We start from the raw sequence: 18,352 nt of genomic DNA, 5'->3' as shown, positions 1-18,352 counted from the left end.
GCACAGCCCCCGGCCGCCCCCGCTCCCCGCCCGGCCGGAGCCGCCCCGGCGCACTCCTCCGGTACCCCCGGCGCCGACTTCGCGGAGCCGGACTTCGCGGAGCCGGACCTGGCCGAGCCCGGGGCCGCCGCCGCGCCGCCCGGCCTGGCCGGGGTGTCCGCCGCGGGCACCTCCGAAGCCGACTCCGACCCCGCCGCCCCCGGCGATCCCCAGGAACGGACTCCCCGAACCCCGTGAGACTCTTCGTCACCCTCGCTCCGGCCGCCCCGGAAGCCTCCGCTCCGGCCCGGCCCGGCTCCCCGCACGCCGCACCGGAGCGGCGCGACCTGGTTCTGCACACCCCGGGCTCGACCACCGTCGGAGCCCTGGCCGCGCGCCTCGCCGGCCAGGGCGCGACCGAGGACGCGCCGCCCGCGCTCTTCCTCGGCGACCGTGAACTGCCCGCCGATGTGCCGATATCCGCCACCGGCATACGCGACGGCGCCACGCTCGGCCTCGGCGGCCCCGTACCGCCCGAGCCGGACGGCGGCTACGGCCCCGACCGCGCCGAACTGCCGCCGCCGTCCCGCTCCGCCGACGGCGAGCGGCTGCCCCGCGCGCCCCGCGTGGAACTCCAGCTGATCGGCGGGCGCGGCGCCGGACGCGTCTGGCCGCTGGACGTCGGTACGCACACCATCGGCCCGGCGGCAGGCAGCTCCGTACGCCTGACCGGCCGTGACGTGCCCGCGACGGGCATCCGCCTCACGGTGCGCGCGGACGGCACGGTGCTGCTCGACGCGGGCCCGGCGGCCCGGAAGTCCGCGAACCGGGAGGCGGCGGGCGGCACCGGCGCCGCCCCCGGCCACCGCACCGACGTGGCCCTGTCCGTACCCGAGCCGCCGCCCGCGCGGCCCCGCGCCGACGCGACCCCACTGCCGGCCCCGCCGCCGCCCGAACTGCCCGACCCCTACGCCGACACCCACCAGCCGCTCCCCGCGGGCTGGGTGGAATGGCCGCTCGGCGGTGAACTGCGGCTGGGCGAATACCTGCTGCGGGTGGCCGAGCCCACCGAGGCGGACGCCGCCGTGGCCACCTCCGAGGACGGCGCGTACCTGGACTTCAACCGGCCGCCGCGGATCGTGCCGCCGCTGGTGCCGGAACGTTTCACGCTGCCCTCGCCGCCGGTGCCGCCGCCCCGGCGCACCATCCCGCTGCTGGTGGTCATCGCGCCGATGTTCATGGGCGTCGGCATGGTCGTCTTCCTGCACTCGTACTTCTACCTGATGTTCGCGTTCTTCAGCCCGGTGCTCGCCATCGGCAACTGGCTCAGCTCCAAGCGCAGCGGCTGGCGCGACTTCCTCACCTCGGTCGCCAACTACCGCGCCCGGCGCGCCTCGCTGGAGCAGGACGTCAAGGGCATGGTCGAGCGCGAGCGCGGCCTGCGCGTCGCCGCCGGACCCGACCCGGCCGCCGCCGGCATGTGGGCCGTCGGCCCCGGCGCCCGCCTGTGGGAGCGCCGCCGCGGCCACCCGGACCACCTGCTGCTGCGCGTCGGCACCGTCCGCCAGGCCTCCCTGCTGACGATCGAGGACGCCTCCCGCGAGGACAACCACCGCTCCGTCAACTGGCAGATCCCGGACATGCCGATCGGCGTGGACCTGTGCGGGGACGGCGTCGTCGGCATCTCCGGCGAGACCGACGCGGCCCGCGCGCTGGCCCGCTGGACCGTCGCGCAGGCCGCGATCCTGCACAGCCCGCGCGACGTACGGATCACCGTGCTCACCGACGCGGCGGGCGCGCCCGCCTGGGAGTGGGTGCGCTGGCTGCCGCACGCCCGCCCCGGCGAGGGCGGCGTCGCCGCGCCGCCCTCCGGCGGCCCCACCGTCACCGTCGGCAACGACCCGGAGACGGTCGCCAACCGCGTCTCCGAACTGGTCTCCGCGATCCGCTCCCGGGCCCGTTCGCGGGAGTCCGCGATGGGCGGCGCGCTGCTCGCCGAACCGGACCTCGTCGTGGTCCTGGACGGCGCCCGGCGACTGCGCGACGTGCCCGGCGTGGTGCAGGTCCTCAAGGAGGGCCCGGCCGTACGAGTCTTCCTGATCTGCCTCGACCAGGAGGAGCGGATGCTCCCCGAGGAGTGCGTCACCGTCTGCGCGGTCGGCGCCCGCGAGGTCACCCTGCGCCGCACCGGCAGCGCCGACCTCACCGGCATCCGCCCCGACCTGGTCGACACCGGCTGGTGCGAGCGGATCGGGCGCGCCCTGGCCCCCGTACGCGACGTCACCCCGGACGGCTCGGACGGCCTGCCGGACCGCGTGAAACTGCTCGACCTGCTGGGTCTGGAGCCGCCGCAGGCGTCCGAACTGGCCGCCCGCTGGACCAAGCGCCCGGCCTCCACCGGCGTCCTGCTCGGCACCGGCTACACCGGCCCGGTCACCTTCGACCTGGTCAAGGACGGCCCGCACGGCCTGATCGCGGGCACCACCGGCGCCGGTAAGTCCGAACTCCTCCAGACGCTGGTGGCCTCCCTCGCGGCGGTCAACCGGCCGGACGAGATGACGTTCGTGCTCGTCGACTACAAGGGCGGCAGCGCCTTCGCGGGCTGCGAGCGGCTGCCGCACGTGCTGGGCATGGTCACCGACCTGGACAGCCACCTGGTCGAGCGGGCACTGACCTCGCTGACCGCCGAACTGACCCGACGCGAACGCATCCTGGCCGACGCGGGCGCCAAGGACCACACCGAATACCGGGCGATGCGCCGCCGCGACCCCGCGCTGGCACCGCTGCCCAGGCTGCTGCTCATCATCGACGAGTTCGCCACCCTGGCCCGCGACGTGCCCGAGTTCGTGCCCGGTCTGGTCGGCATCGCGCAGCGCGGCCGCTCGCTCGGCCTGCACCTGCTGCTGGCCACCCAGCGTCCGGCCGGCGTGGTCACCGCCGACATCCGCGCCAACACCAACCTGCGGATCTCACTGCGCGTCACCGACGCCCTGGACAGCCAGGACGTCCTGGAGGTCAACGACGCGGTCAGCATCTCCAGCGACACCCCGGGCCGCGCCCTGGCCCGGGTCGGGCACCGCTCGGTGCTGCCGTTCCAGACCGCTTTCGTCGGCGCCGTACGCGACGGCGCGCAGGCCGCGCCCGCGGACGACGCGGACACCCCGGCCGGGCCGCAGCCCGAGGCGGACGTGTGGACCAGCGAACTGACCTGGTCGCTGCTGGGCCGTACGGCGGCCGAGCCCGCCGAGGAGACCGCGGACCTCTTCGACGCCATCCAGGAGGCGATGGACGAGCGCGACGCGGCCACCGACCTGACGGTGCTGGTCGACGCGGTCCAGGAGGCCGCCGAACAGCTGGAGATCGAGCGGCAGCCCAGCCCCTGGCTGCCCGCGCTGCCGCCCGCGATCAGCCTGGCCGAACTGCCCGAGCGGCCCGACCCGGCCGACGGGCGCCTCGCGCCGGTCGTCTGGGGTGTGGCCGACCTGCCGGGCGCCCAGCGCCAGGAGCCCCTGGAGCTGGACCTGGCCCGCTTCGGGCACCTGTACGTCCTGGGCACGCCGCGCTCCGGCCGCTCCCAGGTGCTGCGCACCATCGGCGGCGCCCTGGCCCAGCGGCACTCCAGCGCGGACGTGCACCTGTACGGCATCGACGCGGCCGGCGGCGCGCTGGCGGCGCTGTCCGAACTGCCGCACTGCGGCGCCGTCGTACCGCGCGCCGACCTGGAGCGGCTCGGCCGCCTGCTGACCCGGCTCACCGCCGAGATGAGCGCCCGCCAGGAACTGCTCACCTCGCACGGCGCGGCCAACCTCACCGAACTGCGCGCCCTCCTGAAGCCCGCCGAACGCCCCGCCCACACCGTCGTCCTGATCGACGGCTGGGACTCGCTGGCCGCCCTACTCGGCGACCACGACAACGGCCGGCCGGTCCAGGAGCTGACCGCGCTGATCCGTGAGGGCGCGCCGATGGGCCTGCACGTCATCGCCACGTCCGAGCGGGCCCTGATGACCGGCAAGGTCGCCTCGCTCAACGACGAGCGGCTGCTGCTGCGGATGACCGACCGCAACGAGTACAGCCTGGCGGGCATCTCACCCAAGCAGGTGCCGGCCGTCGTCCCGCAGGGCCGCGGCTGGCGCGGCGGCAGCGGCACCGAGGTGCAGGTCGCGCTGCTGGGCGAGCCGACGGAGGGGCCGGTCACCGGCCGCGACCAGGCCGAGGCGCTCAAGCGGATCGGGGAGCGGGCCGCCCGGCGCGACCGCGACCTGCCCGCGGCCCGCCGCCCCGCGCGCGTCATGAGCCTGCCCCGGCAGGTCTCCTTCACCGACGCGTACGAGAAGGTCCCGGCGGCCGACCGCCGCCCGCTGTGGGGCCTGATCGGCGTCGGCGGCGACGAACTGGGTGCCATCGGCGTGGACTTCGCGGCCGACGCGCCGTCCTTCCTGATCAGCGGCCCGCCCGGCAGCGGCCGGTCCACCGCGCTGACCACGCTCGCGGTGTCCCTGCTGGCCGGCGGCACCCGGGTCGTCGCGCTCACCCCGCGCGAATCGCCGCTGCGGGGCCTGGCCCGGCACCCGCGGGCCGTGGTCATCCAGGATCCCGACCCGCTGGCCGACGAGGTCACCGCGGCGCTGAACGCCGAACCGGGGCCCGCCGTGGTCCTGGTCGACGACGCCGACCTGCTCGCCCAGCTGCCCGCCGCCGACGCGGCGCTGCGCGAGGTCGCCACCACCGGCCGGGACCGCGGCATCGGCCTGGTCGCCGCCGCCACCGCCGAGACGCTGACCTCGGTGGGCATCGGCTGGCTCGGCCTGGTGCGGCGCGTCCGCAAGGGCATGCTGCTCTCGCCGCAGTCACCGGGCGAGGGCGACATCCTCGGCGTACGGGTGCCGTACGACCTGCTGCGCGGCCGCCCGACCCCCGGGCGCGGCCTGACCGTCGACCCGGTCAGCGGCGCGCTGGTGTCGGTGCTGGTACCGGAGACGGTGCTGCGCGACGGGGCCGCGGGCTGACACGACGACGGTGCCCCGCCGCCGGACCTGGTGTCCGGTGGCGGGGCACCGTCGTGTCGTACGGGCCGGTCAGCCGGCCTTCTTGGTGCCGGCCGCGATGTCCGCGTCCATCTTCTCGACGTTGTTCTTGATCTGGTTGAACTGGTTGGCGAAGGAGTTGATGGACTCCACGGCCTTCTGCAGCGACGCGGTGAGGTTGGTGTACGACTCCTTCAGCGCCGGGCTGCTCTGCTGCATGAACAGGCCGTTGTCGAGCAGGCCCTCGACGGTGGTCTTGGTGCTGATCAGCAGCGGGTTGATGTCGTTGACGGCCTGGTTCATCACGCCGGAGACGCGCTGGATCTCGTTGTAGTCGATGTTGATGTTGCCTGCGGGCATGGTGCTGACTCCCTGGGTCGTTCGATGCGGGGATGGGTGGAACTTCCGGACGAGGCCGGGGGACGGGCCGTCAGTCGTCGGACTTCTTCGGCTTCCAGCCGGTGTCCCCCTTGGCGTCGTCGCTCGTCCACTCCTCCGTCTTGCCGTCGGTCACCACGGTCTTGGTGCCGCTGCCGTCCTCCTTGACCTCGATGGTGGTGGTCACCTCGTGGCCGTTGAGGTCGACGGAGGAATGGGTCGTACCTTTCACCGTCTGTTCTTTGCCGTCCTCGTCGGGACCGACGGTGGTGTACGTGGTCTTGGTGTCCCGGTGACCGGTCTTCTGGTCGGTGACCGAAGTGGTCGTGCCGGTCGTGGTGCTCTCTTTGCCCTCGGTGTCCTTCGTCTTGCTCTTGAAGTCGTCCGTGGTGGTCTTGTGCTCGGTCGTCTCGGTCGTCGACGAGGTGCCGGTGGTGTCCGTGACGTTGCCGAAGACGTCCGTCGACTTCGAGTCGTAGGTACCGTCGGGGTGGTAGTTCGTGGTGTCGGTCGACTTCAGACCGGTCTTGGTCTCCATCGTCGTGGTGATCTTCGTCGGCTCGCCGTCCGGCCCGTACTCGTACGTCGTGGTGGTCTTGTTGCCGTGCCCGTCGTCGGTGGTCCACTCGTGGGGACGCTCACCGGGCTTCTGGGGCTCCTTCGGCAGCAGCGACGGGTCGATGTCCGGGTCTTCCTTCTTGGCCTTCTCGACCGCGTCGTGCCAGGCGTTCCACTCCTTGTCCCGGGCCTTCCACAGGTCGGAGGAGATCTGGGCGCTCTGCTTGGCCGCCTTGTTGGCCAGGTCGAAGTCCCAGTCGGCCCACTTCTTCGCCACGCCGTCGTAGAGGTTCTTGAGCTTTTCCAGCTTCTCCTCGGAGCGCTTGAAGGAGCCCTTCCACGTCGAGTAGTACTTGCGGATCGCCGAGACCGCGGTCCGGCTGCCGACCTCGTCGACGGAGTACTCCTGCTTGCTCTCGCGGGCCTGCTTGACCTCTTCCTTGAGCTTGCCGGCCTTCTGCGCGACATCGTTGAGCAGCTCGTAGTCAACGGCTATGTCGGACACGGTCACACCCTTCGCGCGCTCGGAGATCACTTTCCGTCTCCCCTGGTCAAACGCAACCGCAAGCCGATCGGTTCACCCCGGAAGCGGAGAAGCGGAGGGAAGTGATGTCGTTCACACGATGAACCGATCGGGCCGCAGATACGTAAACGTAGGTGTGGTGTCTTTTCGTACCGGTGCGCCTGACGCGCAGGTCGGGGCACTTGTGAACGGTCCACCGCGGGGAGAGGAACAGGCTTGGCTACGCGTCCCGGAGACTGGGGTGCTCTCGGCCTCGACGGCGATCCGACCCCGGGCGACGCCGCGGCCATCACCACCATCGCCGACGCGATGCGCGACCTCGCCACGAACGCGGGCACCATCAACCAGGGCCTGAAAGCCCTTCAGCAGACCGCGGGTGACGGCCAGCGCTTCATCGGCAAGACCGCCGACCAGCTGCGCGACATGGTCGACGACCACCTGCACAACTTCGTCGGCCATGTCGAGGAGTCCTTCCACCAGGCCGAGGCGGCGCTGCGCAAGTACGCCACCGCCGTCACCGACGCGCAGGGTGACGCCGACGCGGCGCTGACCGCCATCCAGGGCCTGTCCGACGACGATCCGCAGCGGCAGACCTACAAGGACCGGGCCGACGAGGCCAAGAGCGCGCTCAGCACCGCGGCGAGCGCCCTGGACAAGGCGCTGACCTCGGCCGGGTCGCTGATGGTCCAGCCGGTCAGCGACTGCGACCTGTTCTGGGAAGCCTTCGAGTGGCTGACCATCGTCCTGTCGGTCATCGCCATCTTCACCGGCGGTGTCCTCGCGATCCTCGCCTGGGGCATGAACGCGGTCCTGCTCATCAAGACCATCGTCGACTTCACCCAGGGCAAGGCCAGCGGCCTCCAGCTCGGGCTCGCGTTCCTCGGCGTGCTCTTCCCCACCACCAAGGCCCTGCCGGTCGGCTCCATCGTCAAGGGCCTGGGCAGCGTGCTGAAGAACGGCCTGAAGGGCATCACCGGCATCGGCAAGGGCATCGCCGGGCAGATCGGCCACTTCTCCTCGCTGTACAACATGCCCAAGGTCGTGGTGGCGCCCATCGTCCTGGCCCTCCACGCGGGCTCCGGCGTGAACAGCATCGTCCACGGCATCGCGGGCCTCGGGAATCTCGCCAAGGGCGGCTGGGACTCGCTGGCCGGCGCCGTCGTCAAGGACTGGGTGAACGTCACCAAGAACATCAGCGGTGACTGGGGCAAGATCGGCGCGTACCTCCAGGTCAACTTCGGGCGGCTCGGACGGGCCGGCATCGCCACCGTCCTGCCCCTGGACTTCACCGAACTCGGCGTCCTGGGCTTCGGCGGTGCCGCCCGGCTCGCCTTCGCCGAGCGGGTCCTCGGCATCCCGCAGCCGGAACTGCACCAGCTGCTGTCCAACGCGGGGCGCTGGGGCGCGGGGGTGCACGGCTTCGGCGCCATCGACGTGAACGGTGCGGTGGTGGCGTTCCGGCCCGTCGGCGGGACCGGCGTGCACTTCGTCCCCGGCACCTTCGTGGACCTGTCGAGCCTGCACTTCGCGCCCGGCGGCTGGCACGGCAGCTCCTTCTCCGGCGTGCACGTGACACCCGTGGCACCGGTGAAGCCCGGCGGTCTCAACGGTTTTACCGGAGCCGTCACACCGACCGGGATCAAGGCGTTCACCCCGGACGGGCTCGGCGCGCTGCGGCCGACCGGGCTGGGGAACTTCAACTTCAACTTCGCCAACCTGGGTACCGGCGGTCTGGGGTCGTTCAACCCCGGGAACCTGCACTTCTCCTTCACCGGCAACCTGGGGAACCTGACCAGCCTCACGCCGAAGGGGACCGTCGCGCACATCGGCGGGAACGTCCCGCACGGCATCACCGTGCCGAGCGGTTCCCTGACGCACTCCGGACTGCACCTCGACCAGCCCGGGCTGATCACCATGCCCGAGATGCCCGGCACGACCACCCACGCCAACGGGCTGACCGTGCCGGACGTCCACAACCCCGGCGCCACCCAGCTCATCCACCAGACGGACTTCCAGGCCGGACACGTCCGCATGGACAGCAACCTGCTGCTGTCCGGGGACACCGCCATCGACCTGCTCAAGGACGCCCACGGCTCGTCCGGGCTCGGACACCTGGCCACCGACGCGCCCGCCGTACGCGTCCCGGAAGCCTCTTTCGACGGCGGCTTCGTCCACGGCATCGGCGACGGCCACTCGATGGCCCGCGGCGCCATCGGGCACGGCGAGGCACTGGAGGACATGACCTTCCCCGAGCTGAACGCGCTCGCCAACGGCGATGTGACGGTCACCGGCTTCCACGGGGACGGCATCAGCGTCCGCATCGGCGAGGCGCCGCCGCGTACGTTCACCGCGCAGGACCTGGCGAACACGGTGCCCGGCGGACCGGCACGTACGGACCTGACGGGCGTACAGAACCTGGCGGGCACGCCGAACCCGGCGGGCGTGCAGCACCTGCCCGGCGCCCAGGGGCTGCCCGGCACGCAGGGCCTGCCGGGGGTGCCCGGCGGCGCGGAAACGATCCGGCCCACGGGCGTCGGCGCGACCGGCGACCTGCCGGGGCCGCTGCGGGCGAAGACCCCGGACGCCGTGCCGTTCACCAAGACACCGGAAACCAAGACGCCGGACGTCAGGACGAGCACGGCATCCGGTACCGGCGCCACGGCCAAGACGGCGCCCCAACCGGTCGTCAACGAACACGACTTGGCAATGAGCCTGCTGGACACCGGCGACCGCAAGCCGGTCCCGTCCACCGGACAGAGTGCCACCGGTCACAGCGCCACCGCCGACGGCGGCCCGTCCGGTGTGTCGGCCCGTCCCGACCTGGACGGCGCGGGCGCGTCCGGCGCCGCCGACCACAGCGCCCTCGACCTGATCGCCCACCCGGGCGGCGGCCTGTCCAAGGCGGAGGACGCCGCCGTACCGGCCGTCGTCAAGGCCACCGAACCCGCTCCCACACCGGTCCCCGCCCCCGCGCCGAAGACCGAAGCACCCACCCCGACACCGGGTTCCAAGGGAACCGGTCCGGTCACCGCGCCCCCGAACAGCCGCTTCGGCTTCTCCGGCGCCGCCGCCATGAACCAGCGCCTGCGCGCCCGCAACGAGCTGATCCTCGGCGGTTCGAGCGGCCCCGAGGCCGGGGCGAAGCTCAACGCCTGGGCCGGGTACGAGCACGCGCTGTCGGAGCTGGGGAAGGCCGAGCGCAAGGTGGACGGGCTGACCCCGCCGCCGGGCGCCGCCAAGGGCGAGCCCTCGCCCGCCCTGACCGAGGCCCTGGACGAACTGGGCGTCAAGCGCGCCGAGGTCGCCAAGGCGGAGACACGTCTGGACGAGCTCGGCATCGACGCCCAGCGCACCCGTAACCAGGTCAACGCCCTCACCGGCGGCATCTTCGGCGAGCACGGCGGCCCCCGGCCGCAGCCGCACCCGCAGCCGCAGGCGGTCCCGACGGCCGACGCGGGGAAGGCGAAGACCGGTGCGGCGGAGCCCCAGCCCGTCCCGTCCGTCGACAAGGGCAAGGGCAAGGCCGACTTCGCGGAGCCCGAGCCCGTACCGAGCAGCCCCTTCCCGCAGCGCCCGGCACCGGAGAGCCGGCTCGACTTCGGGCCCGGCACCGGGCGGGGCGCCCGCGACCAGGCGCGCGACGACATCGTCACCGGCGGTACGAGCGGCCCCGAGGCCGAGGTGCGGCTCGACGCCTGGGCGAAGTACCAGCAGGCGTCGTCCGATCTGGGCCGCGCCCAGGAGAAGGTGGACCGGCTCGTCCCCAAGGCGGACCGGCCCGGCCCGTCCAAGCCGTCCGCCGCGGCCCTGGAAGCGCTGGACGACCTGGGCGCCAAGCGCGCCGAGTTCGCCGGTGCCGAGGCGCGGCTCGGCGACCTGGGCATGGACCCGCACGCCCTGCGCCGGCAGATCGACGACGCGAACACGGCGATCGCCATCGACCGCGCGCAGCACGGCGAGTACGTCGGGCCGCTCGGCGGCACGCCCACCCCGCACTCCGGCGAACCGCTGCCGCTCGGACAGCACGACTGGTCCCCCGACCCGCAGGCCCCGCGCGCCCTGTGGCCCGACCCGGGCACGCACAGCGCGGGCCGCACCATGGTCAACCAGTCCTTCCGCGACCTGCCGTACACGGGCCACCAGCCGCTCACGGCGGAGGACTACCTGAGCTGGATGCGGCACAGCACGCAGGAGGGCCGCCCGCTGTCCTACGTGGTCAACACCATCGTCTCGTACAGCGAGATCGGCGGCGGCAAGCTCCAGGACTTCCTGAACTCCATCACCCGCGGCCTGGACGGCTACGACGGCCGCCTCGGTGTGGTGATCGGCGTCAACGGCAAGCTGGAGGACCTGGCCGCCATCCACCGCGCGATGGACGACGCCCTCGCCTCGGTGCACTTCGACCACCCGCTGGCGATGGTGGCCACCACCTTCTACGGCGAGGGGTTCCCGTACGGCACCATCCGCAACCTCACCATGACCAGCCCCGCGGCCCGGTCGATGGCTCACTCGATGATGCACGGCGGCGGTGCGGCCGGCCCCAGCCACCCGTACTGGGCCTTCATGGACTTCGACGTGTACGAGCACACCGTCCCCAGCGGCCGGCACGTCTTCGACCACTTCGACCGGGAGTTCAACCTCGGCGAGGGCGGCGCCGTGGACGACTGGGCCAAGAAGCTGCCCGACGACACGGGCGCCGGCGCGAAGGGGGACGACGGCGCCGTGACGCCGCCGGGCGCGTCCGACATCCCGCCGCTGCGCCCGCTGAGCATGCTCGGCGGCTACCGGGTGCCGGGGAAGGCCGGCGAGACGGTGCTGGTCGACGGCATCGAGGTGGACAGCTCGGTCGCACGGCTGATCAAGGAGACCAAGGACCGTGGCGGCAAGGCCGCGGACATGCACTTCACCCAGCAGGACGTGGACAAGTTCGCGTCCGTCGTCGACTCCGACATGCGCATCCGCGCCACGATGGCCGGCATCCACGGGCTGCTGCCGTACGGGCCGGAGCCGAACCTCTTCGTGGACGCCGCCGTCACCATGGTGGACGACGTACGGCTGGCCGACGGCTCCCTCTGGCGGCCGGTCCGGTTCGGCGGCGGCAGCGGTGAGTACAAGGGGTTGCGGGAGAGGCTGAACCACTTCAACGCCTGGGAACTGGACCAGACCCTGCCGGACATCCCGGGCAACGCGGTCGCGCGCGACATCGCCGCCGCCAACTCCGCGCTGCCCGACCGCGGTACCGCGTTCGTGACCGACTTCGTCGACGGCGCGGTCCCCACCGACCTCTCCCGCCTGATGAACGGCTACTACAAGCTGGGCAAGGCCGGCGGCGTCGGCAACATGCCGCAGGAGCACCTGACCCTGAAGGGCGTGGTGGAACACGCCTTCGGCCGGGACAGCTTCGACCTGAACCCGGCCGAGGTCCGGGCCAAGGACGGCCTGAAGATCGCGAAGCTGCGCGACGACCTGTTCAAGGGCAAGTCCCCGGAACAGGGCTTCGCCGACGACCCGCTCAAGCCCATCGGCATCGACGGGCGGCCGCCCAAGCTCAACGAGCCCCCGGACAAGACCCTCGACCGGCTGGGCGGCGAGCTGGGCGGCGCCGGGCTGGGCGGTGCCGACAACACCCTCGGCCTCAACATCTCCATCCGCGTGCCGGGCCGTCCGGACGGGCTCGTGGTGGGCATCGTCCCGGCGGAGAAGCAATTCATCAGCCACGCGCTGGCCTTCGCCTCCGAGGAGGCGGCGTTCACCCGGCTGCAGAACTACGTCCTCGCCGAGGTCCTGCCCAAGGGCGGCCTGCCGCACGACTCGCTGCTGCGCGCCCTCCCGGAGCCGCCCGCAGGCACCGGCACCAAGGGAGCGCGGCCGGTGCCCGGCGCCATCCCGGACGCCCAGACGCTTCTGACCCAGGTGCAGCGGCAGATGGGCAAGAACGGCCTCACGGACCTGTTCCACGACGTGTACGCCCGGGGCCTCGACGGCCGCGCGCTGTCCGTCGGCCTGGTCACCGGACGCCTCGGCCCGGACGTCTCGGAGCTCGGCCCGATCGAGCAGATCATGCTGGAGCGGTACGCCAGGGCGTTCAACCGCCCGCTGGAGATCCGGGGCGCGGACGGCTCCACGCACACGGTCGGCGTCGACGCCCGCAGGCCGGGCCCGCCGCTGTACGTGACCTGGGTGCCGGGCCACGGCGGCCCGCACTCCGGGACCTGGCACGTGGGCGACGCGGCGCCCGCCCCGTCCAGCACCTCCGTACCCGGCCCCGTCACCCCGACGCCTCCGCCCGGACGGCTCGGCTTCGAGCCCGGGACCGGAATGGGCGCCCGCAACCAGGCCCGGAACGACATCGTCACCGGCGGTACGAGCGGCCCGGAGGCCGAGACGCGGCTCGACGCGTGGGCGAAGTACCAGCAGGCGTCGTACGACCTGGCCCGTGCCCAGGAGAAGGCCGACCGCCTCGTACCCCAGGCGGGGCAGGCCGGTCCGTCCAGGCCGTCCGCGGCGGCCCTGGAGGCGCTGGACGACCTGGGCGCCAAGCGCGCCGAATTCGCCGACGCCGAGGCCCGGCTCGGCGACCTGGGCATGGACCCGCACGCCCTGCAGCAGCAGATCGACGACGCCAACCACGCCATCGCCGCCGACCGCGCGCAGCGTGGCGAGTACGTCGGGCCGCTCGGCGGCGCGCCGACCCCGCGCCCCGCGTCGCACGACGTCGAGATGACCGACGTACAGGCGGGCCCCTCGGGCCACGGCGGCAACCACGCGATGCCCGGCCTGCGGTGGGACAACGCCCTCACCGGCAACACCACGCCGGGCGACATCCGCGGCAACACCGCGTTCCGGGACCTCGACGGGCTCGACCAGCGGCCCCTGTCCGGCGGCGACTACCTGGACAACCTGCGCGACAGCCTCAGCGAGCGGCGCCCGGTCTCCTACATCGTCAACGCCGTCGTCAAGTACGACGAGGTCGGCGGCGGACAGCTCGACGCCTTCCTGCGGGCGGTCACCGCCAACCTCCCGGCCGGCTTCCGGAACCGGATCGGCGTGGTCATCGGCGTCAACGGCCCGGCGGGCGAGATGGCCCGGATCAACGCCGCGGTACGCGGCGCCCTGGACGGCGTGCAGGCCGACTTCCCGGTCGCCGTCGTCGGCGTCGGCTGGCGCGGCGGCTCGTTCCCGTTCGGCACCGTCCGCAACACCGTCATGACCAGCCCGGCCAGCCGGTCCATGGTGCACGCGATGACGGCCGGCGGCGCGGACGGCGCCGCGGCCACCCACCCGTACTTCGCCTTCATGGACTTCGACACCTTCGAGCACACCGTGCCCAGCGGCCGGCACATCTTCGACTACTTCGACAAGAAGTTCGAGATGCGCGGCGTCGAGCACCCGGGAGTGCCGTCGTCCGCCGAGCCGCTGCGCCCGCTGATGATGACCGGCGGCTACCGGGTGCCGGAGCCGCCCGCCAACGGCCTGCCCGACCCGCTGCTCGTCAAGACCGACGAACACCTGGCCGACGCCGAGGCGAAGGGCAAGGGCAAGGCCCGGGCCACCCCGCTCGCACCCGGCGAACTGCGGGTCACACCGGAGAACCGGGCCACCTTCGACCTGCGGATCCGCGCGGACATGCGCGCCCGCACCGGCATCGCGGGCCGTCACCCGCTGCTGCCGTACGCGCCCGAGCCCAACCTGTTCGTGGACGCCACCGCGACGCTGGTGGACGCCATGCCCGGCGTCCACGGCTGGACGCCGCTGCGGTTCGGCAACGGCGGCGCCGAATACCACCACCTGAGCCAGACGCTGAACAACTTCAACGCCTGGGAGCTGGACACCACCCTGCCGCGCCTGACCGCGGACGACTTCCCGCGGCTGCCGGGCGAGAGCGAGGAGGACTGGCTCAAGCGGATGGACGACGGCATCACGGACCGCCAGGCGCAGCGCGAGATCGCCGCCGGCAACCACACGCTGCCCGACCGCGGCACCGCCTTCGTCGCCGAGTTCGAGAAGGCGGCCATCCCCACCGACCTCTCCCGGATCATGGCCGGCCTCTTCGGCAAGGGCGGGAAGCTGCTCCAGGACCACGCCGGGCTGGGCAACGTGGAGCGGCTGGTCATGAACAAGGACGCCAAGCGCGGGCTGGAACTGGCGGAAATCCGCGACGACCGCTTCAAGCTGTCCCCGGAGGCCGCGGACCACGACAACCCGCTGCGGCCGGTCATGAGCCCGGACCAGGAGCGCCCCCGTGACGTCGCCGCGGGGCTGAGCGACAAACTGGGCACGGACGACAACCCGCTGGGGACCAACGTCTCCGCCGGACTGCCCGGCGAGCCGACGGTACGGGCCGGCATCCGCCAGGAGGACCTGCGGTTCATCACCCACGGCTACGCCCACAACGAGGACCCGTCGCGGTTCCTGGACCTGCTCGACTACGCGATCGTGCACACCGCGCGCCAGTCGCCGCCGCCGACCTCCGTCCTGCACGCCTTCGAGAACGCGCCCGGCCGTCTCGGCCTGCCCTCGCCCGAGGATTTCCTGCGTGGCGTGCGGGCCCAGCTGGAGTACCGCGGCAGCGTCACCAGGACCCGGGTCGACGCCGCGGTCGACGAGGCGATCGCGCGGGGGACCGACGGCAGGGAACTGTCCATAGCCCTGGTCACCGGGCGGCTGCGCCGCGAGAACTTCCTCCCGGGCGGCCTGGGCGGATCCGCCGGGCAGGCCGCCCGGCACACGGCCGAGAACCTCGCGCTCCGGTACTACGCCAACGTCCTCGGCCGCGAACTGCACATCACCTTCGCCGACGGCAGCATGGCCACCATCGCCCCCGTGAAGCCGGGGAAGAAGCGGCTGCCGCCGGTGGAGATCGTCTGGACTGCCAGCCCGGACGCCGTGCGCTACCCGGACGGCGGCCACTGGTCCGTGGCCGACGACCCGGCCCCGGCCGCGGGCGGCAAGCGCGGCCACGACGGTGCGGACGGACCGGGCGGCGACACCCACACCAAGCGCCCGCGCAAGGGCAAGGGCCGGGCAGGCGACACCGACACGACCATGGGAGGCGTCCGATGACCACCGATCAGGCGGCTGCAGACGCCACCGTCCACCACGTGACCCCCGGCATCCCCGGCGCACTGGCCGCGGCCCTGGAGGCCGCCGCGCCGGGCGGCGAAGTGCGGGTCGCGGCCGGGACGTACGAGGCAGCACTGCGCGTCGACCGGGAGGTGACCCTGCGGGCCGCGGACGGCGGCACGGTCACCCTGGTCGCCCCCGACGCCGCGCCCGCGCTCGAAGTCCTGCCCGGCGCCCGGCTGACGCTGGACGGGGTGACCGTGCGGGGCGGCGCCGCGGACCGGCCCGCCGTCCTGCTGTCCGGCGGCGTCACCCACTGGCACGGCGGCGGCACCGACCGCGGGCGCCTCGAAGTGCTGCGCGACGCCGCGCTCACCCTGACCGGCGCCCGCCTGACGGGCGCAGCGCTGGCCGGTGCGCTGATCCGCACCACCGGCGCCGTGCGGCTGACGGACTGTGTGCTGGAAGGCGCCCAGGGCACCGGCGTCGTGGTGGGCGGCGACTCCCGGCTGGAGATGACCGGCAGCCGGATCAAGGGCGCCACCGGCTCCGGCGTACGGGTCCGGGAGAACGCGCGCGTCGTGCTGCGGGACTGCCTGATCGACGGCGCGGGCCGCAGCGGCCTGCTGTTCGAGGACGGTTCGGCGGCCCTGCTCGTGGACTGCCGGGTACGGGACTGCGGCGGCGAGGCGGTACGGGTGCTGGACTCCTCGCCCGTACCGCGGGACGACGACCCCTATGAGGCGGCGGACACTGCGGCACCGGCACAGGCCCGGGGCGGACTGCTGCTGTACGGCTGCGAACTGAGCGGCGCGGGCGCCGACGCGCTGCACGTCGCCGGGTCCGGTGACGCCGTCCTCGCGGGCTGCGTCCTGCGCGACGGCGGCGGCTCCGGCGCCACGGCGGGGGAGCGGGCCCGGGTACGGCTGGCCGACACCCGGATCGTACGGACCGCTTCGGCGGCCCTGACCGCCCACGGCACGGCCCGGCTGGAGGCGCGCGGCACGACCGTCCGCGACTCGGCCGCCAACGGCCTGCTGGCCACCGGCTCCGCGGCCGTACGGCTCACCGACGGCGAGGTCACCGACTGCCGGTTCAGCGCCGTGCACGCCGGGGGCACCGCCGAGGTGACGCTGACCCGGCTGCGTGCGGGCCGGACCCCCGAACACGGGCTGCACGCCGTCGCCGACAGCCGCCTCACCCTGACCGAGGTGCACCTCACCGACTGCGGCATGTCCGGCCTCGACCTGTCCGGCGCGGCGGGCGCCGAAGCCGCCGAACTGTCCGTCGTACGCTGCCGCAACGGCGTCGTCGCCGGCTCCGGCGGCCCGGTCCGGCTGACCGGCTGCACGGTCACCGACGCCGAACGCGCCGGATTCAGCTTCGGCCCCGGCGGCGAGGCGGAGCTGACCGGCGGCCGGGTACTGCGCGCCGGGACCGCCGGGCTGGTGGTCCAGGACGGCGCCACCGTACGGGCCCGGGACGTGGAGATCACCGAGGCGGCCGGGTCCGGGATGGTGGTGGCGGCCGGCGCCGCCCCGCACGCGAGCGGGGTACGCGTCGTCCGCCCCGGCAAGAACGGCCTGATCGTGGACGCCAAGGGCGCCGGCGTCTTCGAGGACTGCGAGATCACGAAGCCCGGCTTCCCCGCCGTCCACCTGGGCGAGGCAGCCACCCCCGTACTGACCCGCATCCGCGTCCAGGACGCCGACGCCGACCTGAGCACCGGGGACGGCGCCGAGCCGGAGGAGCGCGACTGCGTCTCCTGGCAGGTCAAGGACGCGCACTGGCCCGCGCCGATGGCACCCGTACGGGCCGCCGCCACCGCCACGGCGGCATCCGGCGGCGCCCCGGCCGGCGGCACCACGGCCGGGGACACCGCCACGACGACCCCGGCCGCCGAGGAGGACCTCGACGAACTCCTCGGCGAACTGCACCAGTTGATCGGCCTGGACCGGGTCAAGCAGGACGTGGCCTCGCTCGTGAAGCTGATGCGCATGGTCCAGCGCCGGGAGGCCGCCGGACTCGCGGCGCCGCCGCTCAGCCGCCACCTGGTCTTCGCGGGCAACCCCGGCACCGGCAAGACCACGGTGGCCCGGCTCTACGGGCGCATCCTGGCCGCCGTCGGCCTGCTGGAGCGCGGCCACCTGGTCGAGGCCGACCGCTCCGCGCTGGTCGGCGAGTACGTCGGCCACACCGGCCCGAAGACCCAGCGGGTCTTCATGGAGGCGATGGGCGGCGTGCTGTTCATCGACGAGGCGTACTCCCTGGCGCCCGCCGCCGGTTCCGGCGGCAACGACTTCGCGCAGGAGGCCATCGCCACCCTCGTGAAGCTGATGGAGGACCACCGCGACGCCGTCGTGGTCATCGTCGCCGGCTACCCGACGGAGATGGAGCACTTCATCGACTCCAACCCCGGCCTCGCCTCCCGCTTCAACCGCACGCTGCTGTTCGAGGACTACGACACCGAGGACCTGGTGCGCATCGTGGAACAGCACGCGGCGGCCCACCAGTACGAACTGACCGACGCGGCGCGCGCCACGCTCGGCGGCTACTTCGACCACGTCCCCCGGGACGGCCGGTTCGGCAACGGGCGCTCGGCCCGGCAGACGTTCCAGGCGATGACCGAACGCCAGGCGTACCGCGTCGCGGAGAACGACACGCCGTCCGAGGCGGACCTGCGGACGCTGTCCCAGCTGGACGTACCGGAACTGGACGTACCGGAGACCGGCCCGTCCGACGTCGCCCCGCCGCAACCGCTCCCGTCCGGCCCGGGCGGGCCCGTCCGCCCGGCCTGACCCGCCTCCCCCGACCACTCCCAGGAGGA

5 protein-coding genes and 1 pseudogene are annotated in these 18,352 nt (G+C 73.4%); 4 read left to right on the top strand and 2 right to left on the bottom strand.

The window, feature by feature from the left end; genetic code table 11:
• A pseudogene (locus IH45_RS0133690) lies at window positions 1–237 on the top strand (hypothetical protein); the annotation flags it as partial.
• Window positions 234–4,985: an FtsK/SpoIIIE domain-containing protein gene (locus tag IH45_RS0133685; RefSeq protein WP_078897902.1), complete on the top strand. Its 4,752-nt coding sequence runs from the start codon at window positions 234–236 to the stop codon at window positions 4,983–4,985. The pseudogene IH45_RS0133690 and the gene IH45_RS0133685, both read left to right, overlap by 4 nt.
• A 69-nt stretch (window positions 4,986–5,054) precedes the next feature.
• Here IH45_RS0133685 and IH45_RS0133680 read toward each other — a convergent pair whose 3' ends face one another.
• Both IH45_RS0133680 and IH45_RS0133675 read right to left on the bottom strand, forming a co-directional pair.
• The gene (locus IH45_RS0133680; RefSeq protein WP_030677442.1) at window positions 5,055–5,363 is read right to left on the bottom strand and encodes a hypothetical protein; all 309 of its coding nucleotides are present in this window, start codon (window positions 5,361–5,363) and stop codon (window positions 5,055–5,057) included.
• 70 nt (window positions 5,364–5,433) lie between these two features.
• Window positions 5,434–6,474 (bottom strand): hypothetical protein, encoded by a 1,041-nt coding sequence (locus IH45_RS0133675; protein WP_199810746.1) that lies wholly within the window; start codon window positions 6,472–6,474, stop codon window positions 5,434–5,436.
• 204 nt (window positions 6,475–6,678) lie between these two features.
• On the opposite strand from IH45_RS0133675, the gene IH45_RS0133670 reads away from it, so the two are divergent.
• Together IH45_RS0133670 and IH45_RS0133665 are read left to right on the top strand one after the other, a co-directional pair.
• Window positions 6,679–15,525: a putative T7SS-secreted protein gene (locus tag IH45_RS0133670; RefSeq protein ID WP_030677437.1), complete on the top strand. Its 8,847-nt coding sequence runs from the start codon at window positions 6,679–6,681 to the stop codon at window positions 15,523–15,525.
• Window positions 15,522–18,323: a right-handed parallel beta-helix repeat-containing protein gene (locus IH45_RS0133665; protein WP_030677435.1), complete on the top strand. Its 2,802-nt coding sequence runs from the start codon at window positions 15,522–15,524 to the stop codon at window positions 18,321–18,323. The genes IH45_RS0133670 and IH45_RS0133665 overlap by 4 nt, the downstream gene beginning before the upstream one ends.
• Window positions 18,324–18,352: the final 29 nt, after the last annotated feature.

The sequence above is a fragment of the Streptomyces rimosus subsp. rimosus genome (genome assembly GCF_000720725.1).
GTDB classification, from domain to species: Bacteria; Actinomycetota; Actinomycetes; order Streptomycetales; family Streptomycetaceae; genus Streptomyces; species Streptomyces rimosus_A.
This window is presented reverse-complemented; position numbering and strand designations above follow the sequence as displayed.

Coding starts and splice junctions, on each gene's coding strand:
- IH45_RS0133680 (WP_030677442.1), bottom strand. CDS start 5,363: ATGCCCGCAGGCAACATCAACATCGACTACAACGAGATCCAGCGCGTC.
- IH45_RS0133665 (WP_030677435.1), top strand. CDS start 15,522: ATGACCACCGATCAGGCGGCTGCAGACGCCACCGTCCACCACGTGACC.